Annotated in this window: 12 protein-coding genes; 8 read left to right on the top strand and 4 right to left on the bottom strand. The window is 70.1% G+C overall.

The window, feature by feature from the left end:
- Nucleotides 1–604 precede the first annotated feature (604 nt).
- Nucleotides 605–1,240, bottom strand: coding sequence for a GNAT family N-acetyltransferase (locus ACHBTE_RS15195; RefSeq protein ID WP_394724332.1), 636 nt, complete (start codon nucleotides 1,238–1,240; stop codon nucleotides 605–607).
- A 256-nt stretch (nucleotides 1,241–1,496) separates the two neighbouring features.
- Between ACHBTE_RS15195 and ACHBTE_RS15190 the strand changes: the two genes are divergently transcribed.
- On the top strand, nucleotides 1,497–2,315 hold the full coding sequence (locus tag ACHBTE_RS15190; RefSeq protein ID WP_394724331.1) for an SAM-dependent methyltransferase: 819 nt from the start codon (nucleotides 1,497–1,499) through the stop codon (nucleotides 2,313–2,315).
- A 1,061-nt stretch (nucleotides 2,316–3,376) separates the two neighbouring features.
- Here ACHBTE_RS15190 and ACHBTE_RS15185 read toward each other — a convergent pair.
- Complete coding sequence (locus tag ACHBTE_RS15185; protein WP_394724330.1) at nucleotides 3,377–4,345, bottom strand: helix-turn-helix transcriptional regulator; 969 nt, start codon at nucleotides 4,343–4,345, stop codon at nucleotides 3,377–3,379.
- Nucleotides 4,346–4,487: 142 nt separating this feature from the next.
- On the opposite strand from ACHBTE_RS15185, the gene ACHBTE_RS15180 reads away from it, so the two are divergent.
- From ACHBTE_RS15180 to lepB, 7 genes are all read left to right on the top strand, one after another.
- Nucleotides 4,488–4,883 carry a RidA family protein gene (locus ACHBTE_RS15180; RefSeq protein ID WP_394724368.1) on the top strand — a complete coding sequence of 132 codons (396 nt, stop codon included), beginning with the start codon at nucleotides 4,488–4,490 and terminating at the stop codon, nucleotides 4,881–4,883.
- Between the two features lie 73 nt (nucleotides 4,884–4,956).
- Nucleotides 4,957–5,439 carry a DUF488 family protein gene (locus ACHBTE_RS15175; protein ID WP_394724329.1) on the top strand — a complete coding sequence of 161 codons (483 nt, stop codon included), beginning with the start codon at nucleotides 4,957–4,959 and terminating at the stop codon, nucleotides 5,437–5,439.
- Between the two features lie 152 nt (nucleotides 5,440–5,591).
- Nucleotides 5,592–9,659, top strand: a complete 4,068-nt coding sequence (locus ACHBTE_RS15170) for a CHAT domain-containing protein (protein WP_394724328.1) — start codon at nucleotides 5,592–5,594, stop codon at nucleotides 9,657–9,659.
- A gap of 636 nt (nucleotides 9,660–10,295) precedes the next feature.
- Nucleotides 10,296–10,832, top strand: coding sequence for a MauE/DoxX family redox-associated membrane protein (locus tag ACHBTE_RS15165; RefSeq protein ID WP_394724327.1), 537 nt, complete (start codon nucleotides 10,296–10,298; stop codon nucleotides 10,830–10,832).
- A gap of 114 nt (nucleotides 10,833–10,946) precedes the next feature.
- Nucleotides 10,947–11,498 carry a thioredoxin domain-containing protein gene (locus tag ACHBTE_RS15160; protein ID WP_394724326.1) on the top strand — a complete coding sequence of 184 codons (552 nt, stop codon included), beginning with the start codon at nucleotides 10,947–10,949 and terminating at the stop codon, nucleotides 11,496–11,498.
- Nucleotides 11,495–13,438 carry an ABC transporter ATP-binding protein gene (locus ACHBTE_RS15155; protein WP_394724325.1) on the top strand — a complete coding sequence of 648 codons (1,944 nt, stop codon included), beginning with the start codon at nucleotides 11,495–11,497 and terminating at the stop codon, nucleotides 13,436–13,438. The genes ACHBTE_RS15160 and ACHBTE_RS15155 overlap by 4 nt, the downstream gene beginning before the upstream one ends.
- Nucleotides 13,435–14,094, top strand: a complete 660-nt coding sequence (gene lepB, locus ACHBTE_RS15150) for a signal peptidase I (RefSeq protein ID WP_394724324.1) — start codon at nucleotides 13,435–13,437, stop codon at nucleotides 14,092–14,094. The genes ACHBTE_RS15155 and lepB overlap by 4 nt, the downstream gene beginning before the upstream one ends.
- A gap of 46 nt (nucleotides 14,095–14,140) precedes the next feature.
- Here lepB and ACHBTE_RS15145 read toward each other — a convergent pair whose 3' ends face one another.
- Both ACHBTE_RS15145 and ACHBTE_RS15140 read right to left on the bottom strand, forming a co-directional pair.
- Nucleotides 14,141–15,100 carry an RICIN domain-containing protein gene (locus ACHBTE_RS15145; RefSeq protein WP_394724323.1) on the bottom strand — a complete coding sequence of 320 codons (960 nt, stop codon included), beginning with the start codon at nucleotides 15,098–15,100 and terminating at the stop codon, nucleotides 14,141–14,143.
- Nucleotides 15,101–15,221: 121 nt separating this feature from the next.
- On the bottom strand, nucleotides 15,222–16,208 hold the full coding sequence (locus ACHBTE_RS15140; RefSeq protein WP_394724322.1) for a ferric reductase-like transmembrane domain-containing protein: 987 nt from the start codon (nucleotides 16,206–16,208) through the stop codon (nucleotides 15,222–15,224).
- Nucleotides 16,209–16,365 lie beyond the last annotated feature (157 nt).

Below are 16,365 nucleotides of genomic sequence, written 5' to 3'. Positions count from 1 at the left end.
CCGCGGTGCGGGCGTTGGATGTGATCGGCGGAGCAAAGGCCACAGATAAGGCCCGGATCGCTTGGTCGGGCGCACCCTTCGAGACAGCATTCGACGCCCGCCCAGGCTGCCGGCCGGGCGATCCGTCCGACTGCTCTGCCCTCTGCTGCTGGTGCTTCGGGTCGCGAGTTTGCTGGAGTGATGGGAGATTACGGTGACTTGGAAGACGAGACAATAGACACAGCTACATAACATCGCAAGGACGCACAGATTTGCGCGCAAACGAACAAGTCAGTGTGGCCAAATGCTTCTTGACACGCCGCTGACACCATCCGAGGCCGGTAGGTGCGGTGCGGGCGAGACCGTGCCTCGTCGTGCCTCGCCCGTACTGTCGCTTCCTGGGCGGCGGTGTTGATCGGCAGGTCGTTCAGACGGTGCGTTGGTTGACGGCGTCCCGAGACCCCCGGAAAAGGGCGGCTGCCTGGCTGTGCGCGGCGGACACCTCGTCGCGTACGGTGCCTGACGCCGTATCACCACACGGGCATTCCCAAGGCGGCAGCCCAGTCGGCGGCACGGTGGTGCCGTCTGCCGCACCGGCATGGCGTTGGGGGAACCCGGAGGCCCCCTAGGACGTCGGGCACTTTGCGGGCTTGGCCGGTTCCGGGTCTGTGGCCAGGCGAGCGTGCAGGTGCTCGTCGTGGTACGCGCCGTCGCCGAAGCGGTGGGAGTCGCGCAGGGTGCCTTCGGGGAGGTAGCCGCAGCGGTGGGCCACCCGGCAGGATGCCTTGTTGCCGACTGCATGGGCGATCTCGATGCGACGGGCACCGGCCGTCCGGAAGGCCCAGGTCGTCACCGCGCTCGTCGCCCGAGTCGCCACGCCCCGGCCGCGGGCGTTCGGCAGTGTCCAGTAGCCGATCATCGCCAGGCCGTCGGCGCGGTCGACCCAACGTACGGTGACGCTGCCCAGCAGGGCGTCGTCCGTGGCGTTCCGCGCGGCGAAGGCGGCGCTGACCCCGCGGTCCCAGCCGTCCTGGCGAGCTTCCAGCCAGGCTTGGGCCTCGCTGCGGTCGGATGTCGTGAGGGGATTCCACAGGGCGATCAGGGGGTCCGCTGCCGCGACGGTCAGACCGGTCAGCAGCGTGTCCGGCTCGTCGCTCGCCCGGCCCCACGGATGCAGCAGCATGTCGCCCAAGTCCAGCGTGGTGCGGTGGAAGGTCCGCTGGTCGCCGTCGGTGGGGTTGTGGTGGCCGGAGATGCTCATGCGTCTTTCCTATCCCTTCAGCGGGATTTGCCGCCATCCATTTCTGCCGGTTGCGGACACACCTGAGGGGCCGCTGTTCACGGCCATGGGCGGCGCATCACCAGGTGACGGGAAGACGTGCGACGAGCCGGACATCGAAATCGTCGAGGTACTCGTGCGCTCAGGTGCTTCGCCCCTGCCCACCCAAGTCGCCCTCCCCAAGTCCTGCCGCTAGGTTGCTCCTTGACCCTGACCGGGCTGATCTGGAGGACATCGCGTGACTGAGATTCCCGCTGCGTCGAACGAGGTGCGCAAGCGAATCAAGACCGACCAGCCACACACGGCCCGGATCTGGAACTACTGGCTTGGCGGCAAGGACAACTACGAGGTCGACCAGGCTGCCGGAGACCAGATCCGCTCGTTGCACCCGGGCATCGGCGACTACGCCCTCGCCGATCGACAGTTCCTCGGCCGCGCCGTGCAGTACCTTGCCGGCGAGTGCGGGATACGGCAGTTCCTCGACATCGGCACCGGCCTGCCGACAGCCGACAACACCCACGAGGTCGCTCAGCGGGTCGCGCCGGAGTCCCGCATCGTCTACGTCGACAACGACCCCATCGTGCTGGCTCACGCCGAAGCCCTGCTGACCTCCACGCGAGAGGGTCGCACCGACTACCTCGACGAGGATCTGCGCAACGTCGACACGATCCTGGAGCAGGCAGCGCGAACCCTGGACTTCGGTGAGCCCGTGGCGTTGATGCTGCTCGGCGTCGTCATCTTCATCGAGGACGACGAGGAGTCCCACGGGATCGTGCGTCGTCTGATGAACCGGCTGCCCTCGGGCAGTCACCTCGTCCTCTCGCATACGATCACGCGGCCCGACATGCCGGACGTCGACGCGGCGGTGGCGTTCTGGAACGAGCACGGCACGCCGAAGCTCACTCAGCGCACGCCGGCCGACATCGCCCGCTTTTTCGACGGGCTGGAGCTCCTCGACCCGGGCGTGGTGTCCTGCAACCACTGGCGAGCGGATGACGGCGAGAGCGGTCTGCCCGCCGAAGTAGCCATGTTCGGCGGGGTGGGACGCAAAGCCTGATCATCCACGGCCGGGCTCGACGACCGCAGGACGACTCACGGTGCCTGGTCCGACCAACCGGCCGACCATTGCGACGGTCGCTGATGTGGCGACGGAGCCAGGCGGGACCTCGGACCCTCGCAGCGAGCCAGGCTGCCCGGGTCGCCGAACAACCGCCGACTGCGGGTGGTCGTGACGCTTGCTGCGCGACGGGCCGGCGTCGTGCCGCCAACGTGCCGGTGGCCGTCGGAACCACGTCGAGCGCGGCAGGGGACCGTCCCGCGGGCAAGAGGCCGCTCGGCGGCGGAGTCAGCGCGGGCGACGACCTGAGGTTGGTCGAGACGTTGCCTCTGAAGGCGCCCCTTTCGTCGACCGGCTGGACGGGAAACGTATTCAACGGCGGCGACGCTTCGACCACCCTTGACGTGTTCGAGGTCTGCGCGCCCGTCCCTTCGAACTGAGCCCGTTCCCTGCTCTCTCAACCGTCCGCCGCGACAGAGGCCTTGTCGCGGCGGACGGTTGTGCGCATGGCGAAGCGACGTGTCGAGCGTCCGTTCGGGGCGCCGGGCGGTCGGCCGGGGCCGGGCGGCGGGGTTCGCGCTCACCGTTCAACCCACGGCTGGGAGACGTTGGCTACCAGCCGCAACGGCCCAGCTGGGCAACCTCCCCCTCTCACTCAGTCTGTCGTCCAACTGCTGCATCAGTCAGCTCTGTTGGGGGGCGGAGGAAGGTGTCCCGTGATGCGCTGGATCTCAGTAGTCGCTGCCGACACCGCCTACTCTCCTCTTCGGCTCGCCCGCCCGCGGACCATCGACCCCCGACGGCCCTGGGAGAACCCGGCCGGGCCGAACGAACTGGCACCTGCACGCGTTCGAAGAGGGTTCAGGAACCTGTCCGCGAAGGCCGGTTCTCCCACCCGTGCACCGAATCCGTATCGCCCCCGGTCGGCCACCGGGTTCGAAAAGCCGCATGCCGAGCCACCCGTCATGACGAGGGCAGAGTGCTTGCCACCGGCGAAGGGTTCAGTCGGCGCCCAGCCCAAGGTAGGCGCGAAACCGCGCCGAACCGGATGCATGTAGAGCTCAGGAGGTGCCCGTGTAGCGGGAGGCGAGCACAGTGGCGCGGTGGTGCAGCAGGGTCCGCAGCGACTGGGGGGCCAGGGCCTCCGCGTCCGTGCTGAGCTGCCACAAGGCCCACTCCGCGTGCCTCAGGTCCTGGAAGGTCACTTCCAGCCGCAGCCAGCCGTCCGTGTCGGGTTGTGCGGTGCGGACGGCTGTCGCGGTGTTCAACAGGTCGTCCCGCCGTTGGGTCTTCACTCGGACCAGTACGGCGATGTGGTCGCCGGACAGGAACTGCGCGCAGCGCTCCCGCCAGAGCAGGTCCAGGTCCACCTCACCGGGTCGCTGTGCCGGCTCGGGCAGTTCCTGTGCGGCCGATATCCGCGACAGCCGGTAGGTGCGGTCCGCGCCGGATCGCGTGGCCAGGAGGTAGCCCCGGTCACGGACGGTGACCAGGCCGATCGGGTCGACCGTGCGCCACTGCGGTGTCTGGCCCGTGGCCGCGTAGTGGATGCGCAGTCTGTGGCCGTCCAGTACCGCGCGCCGGATCTCGACCATGGTCGCGTCGGGTACCTGGTCGGTGGCCTCCCGGCGTGAGAGCAGGTCGGTTTCGGGCTCGACGAGGAATCGTCGGGCCGCGTCGTCCGCGGTGGCCCGATGGCGTTCGGGCAGTGCGTCGACCAGTTTGCGCAGGGCGGAGGCGCGGGCCGGGCCGAGGCCGAATGCCTGCTTTCCTGGCCCCGGTCCGGTGGTCAGCAAGGCGAGGGCCTCGTCGTGGTTCAGCCCGGTGAGCTCGGTGTGGAAACCAGGCAGCAACGCGAAGCCGCCGTGCCGGCCGCGTTCGGCGTAGACCGGGACACCGGCCGCCGAGAGAGCCTCGATGTCGCGCAACACCGTACGGGTGGACACCTCCAGCTCGCGGGCGAGCGTGTCCGCGGTCAGCCGGCCCCGCTGACGCAGCAGCACCAGGGAGACCAGCCGATCGGCGCGCATTCGGGAACCCTATCGAATACATGACCAAGGGTGTCATGTTTTGTTGGCAGCCTCGTCAGCACCGACGTCGACGATGGCGGCTGCGCAGGCGGGGCGTACCTGCTCCCCCGCGCATCGAAGAGTGAATGGAGCTGACGTGGCAGTGCAACGAACGGCCGTGAACCCGGTGCCGTGGTCGGTGGAGTTGGGATTCAACCAGGGTGAGGTCGTCAGCGGTCAGACCCGGACGCTGTACTGCTCCGGACAGACCGCGATGGGCAGTGACGGCAAACCCCTGCACGACGGTGACATGGCGGCGCAAGTGGCGCTCAGCCTGGACAACCTGGAGGCCGTACTCGGTGAGGCCGACATGTCGTTGGCCGACCTCGTGCGGCTCAACGTCTATACCACCGACGTCGATCTACTGTTTGCGCACTACGGCGTGCTGGCATCACGGCTGGGCGCCGCCGGGGTCGCGCCGGCCACCACGATGCTCGGGGTGAGCCGGCTGGCGATCCCCGGGCAGCTTGTCGAGCTCGAGGGAACCGCCGTCGCGTGACGGCCTGGCCGCCCGCCGCTGCTCATGCCGGCTTCGACCGGCGGGACAGCGGCGGGCAGATGGGTGATCTACCGTGCTCCACTTGGCGACCATCGGCGTCTACGGCTTCGACGGCGAGTCCTTCCTGCAACGACTGCGGCACGCGGACGTCCGCCTTGTGCTCGACGTACGTCAACGCCGCGGTGTCCGCGGACCCGAGTACGCCTGGGCGAACTCACTGCGCCTCCAGGCGGCCCTCGCCGACGCCGGCATCGCCTACGAGCACCACCCCGAGCTCGCCCCGACCACCGAGCTGCGCCAGTTGCAGTACGCGGAGGACGACCGCCGCGGGGTCGGCAAGCGCACACGCCGCGAGCTCGCCGCCGAGTACATCCGGCGCTACACCACCGAGATCCTCGACGGCGCCGACCTCACACCGGTCCTGTCGGCGTTGTCGCGCGGCGGGACCGCGGCGCTGCTGTGTGTCGAGCGCGACCCAGAGGCATGCCACCGCTCGCTGATCGCCCGACGGCTGGCCGAACGGCATGACGTCACCATCGAGCATCTGCGCCCGTGAGGATGGGCGAGCCCTCGCCGGTCTCAGCCGTTTCGTCCCCGAGTCGCTTCGCCTGTGGAAGCATGAAAGACATGACACGGGGGGACGAACAGGACGAAATACCAGACTTGCAACGCGAGTTGAGTGACAGCGGCTGCACCGGCGCGGATCGCGTGCGCGTTCTGGACCGCTTGGCGCGGCAGCTGTTGCTCCGGCGGCAGGCCACGGAATCCGCCGCGGATCTGTATGCGGCCATCGGGGCGCTGCTGGAAGCGATGGTGCTCGCACCGCCCGTTCTGCCTTGGGGTCCACCACCGGAGCCCGAGGTGCTGGCCGGGTCCGCTTATCGCGGGCTTCTCATCAACATGGCCCTCCGCCTGCGGTCCGGCTCTCCCGAATCCGCCGGTGCCACCTCGGCGGAGGTGCAGAGGATCCTTGGCCGGATCGATGCGGCCGAGGAGCGCAGGGCGGCATGCGAAGCTCTGACCGGCCTGCTCACCGCACAGTTCGTGACGACGAGGGACGTGGAGGATCTGCGTGCGGTGCTCGACCTGCACGACGAAGGGGTGTCCGGCCCCGGGAAGTGGGAACCGGCGGCGCACTTCGCGCAGGTGTGGGCCGCGGTGGGCGAGGAGGCGGCGAAAGACCCTCGCATGAGTCACTCATGCTTCATTCAGGTCTTGGGCATCCTCGCCCATACCGCCCGGCACACCCGCGAGGGTGACGCAGAGCCGGGCGCTCCGCTGCCGGGACGCCCCCTGCCGCTGCCCGCGGTCCTCGTGCTGCTGGCGCGAACGGGACTGCTGTGGGCGCAGCGCCCGGCGGAGATCACCGCCCACGAGGTGCAGGAGGTGGTCGACATCGTCGAGCCCTGCCGGGACCTCGCCCTCCAGGCCGCTCGTCCCGTCGGAGACGCCGCCGCCTACCTTCTGCGGGCCCGCCTCGCGTCGCTGTACTTCATGCGGGCCAATCGCTCACCGTCCCGCGAGCATGCCGACGCGTCCGTCGATGCCTATGCCGACCTCGTCGCCGATACCGATCCACCGCAGGCCCTCCTCCTGGTCGCGTCCGGAAACGCGAGGATGGGTCGCCACCAGGCGTTCGGGACGGAGGGCGATCTGGACGCGGCCATCGACGAGTTCCGGTCGGCCCGTTCCCTCCCAGCGTCCTTCCCCGGTGAGCAGGCCATGGTGGGCAACGCCCTCTGCGCCGCGCTGTTCACCCGCGCCGCCATGAACCTTTCGGAGGACGACTGGCACGCTGCGGCAGGGCTTCTCCCCGAGCCCGGTTCGGCACGCCCTGCCGACCCTGCCCCGGAGGCCGACTGGCTCTCCCAGTTCTCCGACAGGTACGCCAAGTCGGTCGACGGGTATCTCTACGAACGGTATGCCACGGCCGCCCTCGCCCTCACGGCGGACCTCGACCCTGGCCGGGAAGCGGATCTGCAGCGCCTGCTGCGACTTCACGAACCGGTGGCTGCCTGGACCGCGCACTCGGTCTTCGAGGCCGATCTGGGCTCCGGCGCCGAGCGCGCTCTGGTGGGGCTCGGGTATCTCCTGTACGAGCGGTTCATCGCCGACGGAGAACCGGAGGACCACAAGCGCTGTCTCGGCTGCCTGCGCGCGGCAGCCGAACGCGCACGACAGGGCGGCGGTCGTGACACCGTGGCCGTCCTGGCCGACGCGCTGATGGGCGGCTATCGGAGGACCGCGTCGCTCGAAGAACTCTCCGAGGCCGTCCTTCTGCTGAAGGAGGAGCGCACCCGCCCGCGCGACCCGGCGGGGCGGGCTCGCATCTGCTCGCAGCTCTCCGGAGCACTCGCATGGCGATTCGGCCGCACGGGCGTGCCGTCCGACCTCGACGAGTCCGTCATGGTGATGCGAGAGTCCGTCGCCCTCACCCCGGCCGACGATCCGTATCTGCCGTCCCGGCTGACCAATCTGGTCAGCAAGGTCACCCTGCGAATCGAGTCCCTGGGCACCGTGTCGGAGATCGACGAGGCCGTGGCCCTGGGCGTTCGGGCGGTCGACGCGACACCTGAGGGCCACGGGGAACTCGGCCTCGCGCTGAGCAACCTCGCGGGAACCTACCGCCTGCGTCACAGGCTGCGGGGTGACGCAGCGGACATCGACGACGCCCTGACCGCTCTACGGCGGGCCGTCGAGGTGACCGACACCGGCGACCTGCTCTGGTCGCAGTACGTCTTCAACCTCGGCTCGTGCCTGATCCACGCCACCGCGGAGGGCAAAGGCTCCCTCGACGAAGGCATCGAGCACTACCGCCGCGCCATCGAAGGCACTGCTCCGCGCTCCCCGGTGCGCCCGGCGCGTATCGCCACCCTGGCCCGGGCGCTGATCGCCCGGGGAAGGACACCCGGCCGAGCCGAGGACGTACAACGAGCCGAGGACGTACACGAAGCAGAGGACGTACAAGAAGCCAACGACGTACGAGGAGCAGAGGACGTACGAGAGGCGATCGTCCTCCTGCGCGGTGAGCTACCGCCGGCCACCGAGGAGCATTGGGAGGTCGGGCAGTTGCTCTGTGCCCGGATCCTGGCCGGGGGCCTGCTGGCCCTCCCGGAAACCGACCGGGGACCGGAAGCGAGCAAGGAAGCCATCGGACTGCTCGAACGCTATGTGAGGGCGAGCACGGCCCCGCTCCAGGAGCGTGTCGACGCGGCCGTCGACTGGAGCACCCTCACCGATTCCTTCGGCGGTGCCGAACAGGCACTGACCCCATGGTCGACGGCGATCGAACTACTCGGCCAAGCCGCGTGGCGTGGCCTGCCGCGGGCCGACCGCGAGGCCCGCCTCGCACGCTGGTCCGGTCTCGCCTCACAGGCCGCGGAGTGCGCCATCCGGGCAGGCCGGCCGGCACGCGCCGTCGAGTTCCTCGAGCAAGGTCGGTCGATCCTGTGGTCCCAGACACTGCAGACCCGCGACGAAGCAGCCCCACTCGACGCCCGGGCACCCGAACTCGCCGCACGGCTGCGCGAGGTCGGTGCCGCACTGGAAGCCGCGGGTGCCGGCGATCCGGCGGGTCAGGACGTGGCCGGGATCGACCGTCTCGTTGCTCTCGGCCGGACCTGGGACGATCTGGTCGACGAGGCCCGAGGCGTCCTCGACGGAAAGGATCCCTTCGGCCGGCCCTCCTACGCCGAGCTGGCCGATCTCGCGGGCCATGACCCGGTCGTCATCGTCAACGTGGCCACGAACAGGTGCGACGCCCTGGTCGTACGTCCCGGCGAGCCGCTGATCATCCCGCTGCCCGGACTGACCTCACAGAGCGCTGTGGCCCGGGCCAACGAATTCCTCCTCGCCCTGCACGCGTACGGCTCCGGCTCCGGCTCCGGCCATGCGTCCACCTTCGCGCGAGATGTGTCCCTGCAAGCGACCATCACCGCAACACTGACCTGGCTGTGGGAGAGCATCGCTGACCCCGTGCTGAACCGGCTCGGGCTGTCGACGCCCGTGGAGGACCCCGTCACCCGGCTGTGGTGGTGCCCCACCGGCCCCCTCGCCCTCCTTCCGCTGCACGCCGCCCAGTGCAGGGCCGAGACCGGCGCAACGGGCGTACTGGACCGCGTCGTTCCGTCCTACACCCCCACGCTACGAGCACTGCACCGCCGCCGTGACGGCGCGAGGACCGCAGCCGTGGACCGAGGCCACCTGCTCCTCGTGTCCCTGGCCGGCACTCCTGGGCACCCCGACCTCGGCCACGTGACCGAGGAAGCCGAAGCGATCGTGCAACGGCTCGCTGTTCCACAGCTCACCCGCCTCGACGGTGAGGAGGCGACCAGGGCGAATGTGGGCGCTGCGCTGCTCGACGCCACCTCGGTGCACTTTGCCTGCCATGGCCGACAGCGACCTGACGCCCCCGCGCGGTCCGGCGTAGTGCTCCACGACGGAACACTGACCGTCGTGGACATCGCGCAACTGCAGTTGCGGGACGCCGAACTGTGTTTCCTCTCCGCCTGCAGCACCGCCACGGGAAGCCCCCAACTGCCCGACGAGAGCATCCATCTGGCCGCGGCACTGCAACTGGCGGGCTTCCGGCACACGGTCGCCACCTTGTGGTACGTCCGTGACGACGTCGCGGCCCGGGCCGCGGACTACTTCTACAGCCGGCTCGCCCAGAACGGCACCGCACCGAAAGCCGCGGCGGCAGCCGTTCGACAGCTGCGCGAGCATCACCCGCACCAACCCTCCCTGTGGGCCGGTCTGATCCACATCGGGCCGTGACCCACCCGATCATTCCTGCGGTGTAGAGGCACGGGGCCATGCGCTCGCCGCATGTGCCTGTGCCTATGCCTTTGCCTGCCTGTGCCTGTGCCTGCCTGCGCCTTCGCCGGCCGAGGCGACCCTCGCACCGAGCAGGCGCGGGCCAGGCGCCGTGTCCCGGACGTGTCCCGGACGTGTCCCGGACGGCTGACCTGCTGTGCGGTGCCTTGCCGGTCGGTAGCGTGCGGATCGCTCGGGGGGCAGGCGGCGCGGAACCGGTTGCCGAAAGCCGGTTCGCCCGACGCGCCTGAGTCCCTCCGCTGCGGTGAAGCGGTCTCCATCGAGGCCGGTCCGAAGTGACTCTGGAAAGGGAGGATTTCCATGTCGAAGATGCTGGAATCCATGGGCGGCAGGCTCCTCGGCCTGTTCGTGCCCAAGGTGGAGGCAGCCGCGTCCGTGAGGGCCTGTCAGTGCTTCAACTCGTGCTGGCAGTGCGCTCGCAGCGCCTGCTGCGTGAACACCTACTGCGGCTCGATCAACTGCTGGCGCTCGTGCCCGTCTTGCTGATTCCGTGACGTGAGCGGGGACGCCTGTGTGCGCGGCCGGCCGTCCGGTGAGAGGCCCCGCGGACACCGGCGTCCCCTGCGGGAGGATTCGGTGCAGTACCTGGACATCGGTATGCGCTGCCTCATCGGAACGGTGTTCCTGGCGGCAGCGATCAGCAAACTGGCGGGGCGGCATGCCCTGCCCGCATTCGCCGGCTCGATCAGCGCGTTGCGTGTGCTCCCTCCCGCGCTGAGTGGGACGGCAGCGCTCGCCGTGGTCTGCGCGGAGGGTGTCGTGTGCCTGCTGCTCGTGGTGCCGGTGCCGACCGCGGGCGTCGTCGGATTCGGGTGCGCGGCGCTGATGCTCGTCGTCTTCGCCCTGGTCATCGCGCGGGCCGTCGTCGCCGGTGCGCGGACGCCATGTCGCTGCTTCGGCGGATCCACCGTCCCACTCGGTGTGCGCCACATCGTCCGCAACGTGGCGCTCGCCGGATGTGCCGCGGCCGGTACAGCCGCGGCGCAGACCACCGGTTCCGTCCACCCGGCGGGATCGGCCGTGGCGGCCGTGGCCGGACTGCTGGCCGGTGGGCTCGTGGTCGCGCTCGACAGCATCGTCGATCTGTTCCAGCCCGTCCGCTCGAGGACGTGAGGACGTGAGGTCGAGACCACGGCCGCAGACGGGTAGCGGTGTCGATCAACCCGACGAGATCAACCCGACGAGATCAGCCCAACGAGATCAGCCCAACGAGAATGGAGTCGTCTCTTGCCTGTCGTCATCGCCACCTTCGTGCTTGTCGGGCTGCTCTGCGCCCTGAATCTGGTGCTCACCGTCGGCGTCATCAAGCGGCTGCGCGAGCACACCGACCTGTTGGCCGAGCGGGGCGGCGGCCGGTTGTCGCTTGCTCCGGGTGACCAGGTCGGGGAATTCTCCTCGCGCACCGTCGAAGGTGAGCCGGTCGACCACCGCGTGATCGACACGGAGACGGTGGTGGCCTTCTTCTCCCCGACGTGCGGGCCGTGCAAGGAGAAGCTGCCGAAGTTCGTGGAATACGCCCGTACCGTACCCGGGGGGCGTGACCGGGTCCTGGCCGCGGTGGCCGCCGACCGCGACGACGCCGCAGCCGCCGAACCCATGGTGTCGGCCCTGGCTCCGGTGGCCCGGGTGCTCGCGGGCGAGGACGCGGAACAGTTGGCCGAAGCCTGCAAGGTGCAGGGCTTCCCGGTGATCCTCAAGGTGAACCGGAGCACTGACGGCCGACTGCTCGTGATGACGGATCAAGTCGACGTCGACCGTCCGGCCGTCGCATCGGTATGAACGGCCGGACAGCCGCGGCACACGACATGGCGGCGACGGAGCAAGGCGGTCGTGGTCGTCGTGTCCGCCAGGGCCACGCGTCGTGCAGGGCCCCTTCAGCCTCCCGCGCCCTGGGCGCGGGGCGGCTGGTCGCGAAGGCGGCTCCGGTCAGGCTCGCGCTGTACGCGGCGCCCAGTCTCGCCGCGGGGGCGTTCCCGGTCGTCACCGCCTGGTCCACCAAGCTGGTCATCGACACCCTTGCCGCCGGCGGGACGGCACGCGACCTGCTCGTGCCCGCATTGGTCCTGGTCGCCACGTTGGCGGCGACCGGATTCACCCAGCACCTCATCCACTATCTGCGGACCGAACTGGACCGCAGGGTGGGCGTCTTCGCGCAGGACGAGCTCTTTCGAGCCGTGGACCGGTTCACCGGGCTCGCGCCGTTCGAGAACCCTGAGGTACTCGACCGGCTCAGGCTCGCCCAGCAGACCGTCGTCGCGTCCCCCGTCGCCAACCAGGTGGTCGACGGAGTCCTCGGCGTCGTCCGTGCCGGGTTCACCGTCACCGGCTTCCTCGGCACCCTCCTGGTGATCAGTCCACCCACCATGTGGCTGGTGCTGCTGGCCGCCGTGCCGTCGCTGGTGGCCGAACTCCTGCTGTCACGCCAACGTGCCGCCACGGTCTGGCGGATCGGGCCCGAGGAGCGCCGCCAGTTCTTCTACATGGGCCTGTTGGCCAACGTGGAAGCGGCCAAGGAGATCCGGCTCTTCGGTACCGGCGGTTACCTCCGCGGGCGCATGCTCGCCAGCAGGCGCACCTCGGACGAGGCCCGCAGGAGGGTCGATCGCCGGGAGGTCCGGCTGCGGGCGGGGCTTGGCCTGCTCGCAGCCGCGGTATCGGGCGCCGGTCTCCTGTGGACCGTGGGGGCCGCGAAGAACGGCGGACTCACGCCCGGTGACGTGACCGTCTTCCTGGCGGCCGTCGCCGGGGTGCAGGTGGCCCTCGCCACCATGGCCGGTGACATCGCCCAGACGCATCACGCCTCGCTGCTCTTCGGCCACTACGAGGCGATCGTTTCCGCCGGGCCGGAGCTGCCGGCCGCCGCGGCACCACGCCCCTTGCCGCCGCTGCGCCACGGCATCGAGTTGCGCGACGTGTGGTTCCGCTATTCGCCGCAGCACAGGTGGGTTCTGCGGGGCATCAACCTGCGGATCCCCCGAGGGGAGGCGCTCGCGCTCGTCGGGCTCAACGGATCGGGGAAGTCGACCCTCATCAAACTGCTGTGCCGGTTCTACGATCCGACACGTGGGGCGATCCTCTGGGACGGCGTGGACATCCGTGACGTCGACGTCCGTGCGCTGCGGGAACGGATCAGCGCGGTTTTCCAGGACTACATGGACTACGACATGACGGCCGCCGAGAGCATCGCGCAGGGCGATCTCACCGCGCTCGACGAGCCGGGACGCGTGCACGGGGCGGCGGTGCGGGCAGGGGTGCACGACGTGGTGGCCGCACTCCCGAACGGCTACGACACGCTCCTGTCACGCATGTTCTTCGCGGACGCGGACGGACACGACCCGCACACCGGGGTGACGCTGTCAGGTGGACAGAGCCAACGACTGGCGCTGGCCAGGGCGTTCGTGCGTGAGGAGCGGGACCTGATGATCCTCGACGAGCCGTCTGCGGGGCTGGACGCGGCGGCCGAGTACGGCATCCACTCCTCCCTCCGTGCCCACCGGAAGGGCTGCACGAGTCTGCTCGTCTCGCACCGGCTCGGCGCGGTACGCGAGGCGGACGTGATAGCCGTCCTGAGGCACGGGCGGCTCGTGGAGCGGGGCAGCCATGACGAACTCGTCGCGGCCGGTGGGGAGTACGCGCGACTCTACGCGTTGCAGGCGTCCGGCTATCGGTCCGGGGGGACCGCGGTGCCGCCGGCGGCACCGGAAGCGAGCATGCCATGAGCACGGACCGACGGCGCGGGAGCAGCAGGGCGGAGAACGCCCTCCGTCGGGCACGGTGCCGAGCACGCCGGGCGCTGCTGCTGCGGGGTGTGCGGTGGGCCTCGGTGGTGCTGCTGTGGACGGCGGCGGCGGCCCTGGTCTCGGCCGGTGCCGCCCCCCGCTGGTGGGTGCCCTGCGGTGCGTCCGGCCTGCTGTTGATCCTGGTCATGTGGATCGCTCGCACGCTCGGGCGCAGATTCGTCGTGGTGACCGTGTACGGCGGCAGCATGGAACCGGCCCACCACGACGGGGACCGGGTCATGGTCCGGCGGGGGGCCGTCCCCGTACCGGGGTGCGTGGTGGTCGTGGAACGGCCGCCGTTCGAGTCGCCGTGGCCCGATCCGCCGGTGGCGGCTGCCGCCGCCGCGCACGTCGTGTACGACCGGCAGTGGGTGATCAAGAGGGTGGCGGCGGTTGCCGGGGACGCCGTGCCGACGGGCGCGCTGCCCGCGTCAGTCGCGACGTCCGACCCAACGTCCGAAGCGCCGCCTGACACCGTGGTGCCGCCGGGCATGCTGATCCTCCTCGGTGACAACGCGGCGGAGAGCTACGACTCCCGGCACGTGGGGTACTTCCCCGCGACACGGGTACTCGGGACCGTCGTCACCCACCGCTGACCGGGGCAGGTCGGCTGTGAGGCACGGGGGCATGCGCGGCGGCCCGTCACTGCGCGGGGCGGATGAGGAAGACCTGGCGCCCCTTTCCGTTGCATGTCTGCAGCACCGCCTCGGCGCCGACGACGGAGCTGGAGTCCTTGATGCCCACGCAGCCGCCACCCTCCACGCGCAGCACGAACCGCCCTTCGGCGAGCGGACCGGAAGGCTCGACGCGGAACAGGCTGGCTTCCTGGCATGCGTCCCAGGGTTCCAGCAGTCCGGCGCCCGTCCCGCTGGTGAGGGCCTTGAGGCACCCCTTGCCGTAGTCGGGGTGGTGCCACTGGACCCGGTACAGGTTCTCGCTGACCAGCTCGAGCATGGTGCTCTGGGGCGCGGCTTCGTCACATGGCCGTTGGACGGCCACCAAGGGTGTGTGGCGCCAGTCCCGCACGCGTCCGTCGGTCAGGCAGAGTCCGGGGTCGTCGGCAGGCCGTATCGTCACCCAGCCGCGGGGCATCGAGGGGGCCGGTCCGCTGGACACGGCTGCCGCACCCGGCCTTCTCTCTCCGTCGTCACCGGCACGGAAGAGCGTCGTGGTGGTGGCCGCGGCGGTGCTCGCAGCCAGAATCACGACACCGAGGACGACCGCGGTGAACCGGCCCCGGTCCCGCCTGCCCGACTCGCCCCGGGTGGTGATGGCGGCGCCATCACGGTCCGGTTCCGCCGCGCCGCCACCACTGCCCGCTTCCGCTTCCGCTCCCTCTTCCTCAGCGGAACGTGTCCGCTGCGGGACCGGCCGTGGGCGAGCGGCGGCTCGATCGCAGGCGGCGAGCCATTCCACCTCCCGGCAACCGTCGCCGCACGCGCGCACGAACGCCACGAGTACTTCCTTGCGCGGTGGTACGCCATTGGACAGCATCGCGGCCACGGTGCTGCGCGGCAGTACGTCCCCCACGGCCGCCGCCCGCTCCTCGAGCCGGCGGAAGGACAGTCCGGACTGCTCCTTCAGACGGCGCAGCGACTCCATGAATCCGGGAATGTCTTGGACCTCACTGGGTTCACAACCTCCCTTGGCATCCATGTGACTGATGCTGATCTCGGGGCCGAAGCCACGGCAACGGACATCCTGGCCATTCTCGGCGCCGGTGTCAGTCCGTGCCGTGTGTGTGCTGCCCCGTCGGCGCAGGCTCCGCGGGCCGGTCCCTCCCCCCGTCGTGGCCGGACGCCACCACGACGAGGAGCCCCACGACGACGGCAGCCGCAGCGACCCTGCCCGCAGTCCGCAGTGTCCAGTACGGCAGCGACACGCCTTCGCGTCGACCCGGGGCGGTCAGTCGTTCCGCTCGTCTGGCCGGGTGCAGCAGCCGGAGCAGCAGGAGGACGGCGAGCGGGAGTTGGAGCAGCCACAGGGTGGTGCGGGGCCATTCGCCGTACCAGACGTTCGTGCCGTACAGCAGGGTGTGCCAGACGCTGAGCACGTACACGGCGATCACGAGCCGGTGCAGCCGGCGCCAGGTGTTCGCGCCGATGCGGTGGCGGACGTAGAACAGCAGGCCCAGGGGGATGGCCAGGTACAGGGCGCCCTGGCCGAGCGGGATGGCGATCCTGCCGGTGCCGGAGTCGTACCAGCCGGGTACGAAGGTGTCCGCGACACCCGCCCGGAGTCGTTCGGCCCACGCCAACTGAGTCTCGTAACGCACGAGTTCGGCCGCGAACATCAGCGCGTGGGCGAACATCAGGGCCATGGTGGTCAGGCTGGTGGTGCGGTGCCAGCGTTCCAGGACCTGCCGGGAGACCGGCAGCCGGGCGGGCCCGGGCCCCGACAGCAGCAGTCCGAGCAGCACCGTGCCCCACGCCCACAGCAGACCCGACCACCCGAACGCCTGGCTCAACAGATACATCCAGTAGGTGTCGGGGTCGTCCATGAACGGCATGACCGCGACCGTCGCCGAGTCGCCCGACTCCATGCGCAGGTAGAAGAACATGAACACCGCGACCGTCACGAGGACGGCGGCGCTCGCGTCGGGCACGGCGGCCCGCAGGTCGGCGCGCAGGTTGACGCGGTCGGCCGGACGCAGTTCGCGGGCGGGCGGCGGAGTCGTTCCGTCGTCCGCCGGCGTCGTCTCTGGCAGCATCCTGGCCTCCCGGGACGGCCGTGGCGGGCGATGTGCGGGTGGTGCGGGAGTGACAAGTGTCGTTCAGCAGGCCGCAATTACCGAGGTCACATCCGGCCAGAGTGATCGCCTCGGGGCGGATGGGGCAGGTGGCGCGGGTGGGCGCGACCGCCGTGAC

This window comes from Streptomyces sp. M41 (genome assembly GCF_043673425.1).
Taxonomy (GTDB): domain Bacteria; phylum Actinomycetota; class Actinomycetes; order Streptomycetales; family Streptomycetaceae; genus Streptomyces.
Note: the sequence above shows the minus strand (reverse complement) of the source record. Positions and strands in the feature narration are given on the sequence as shown.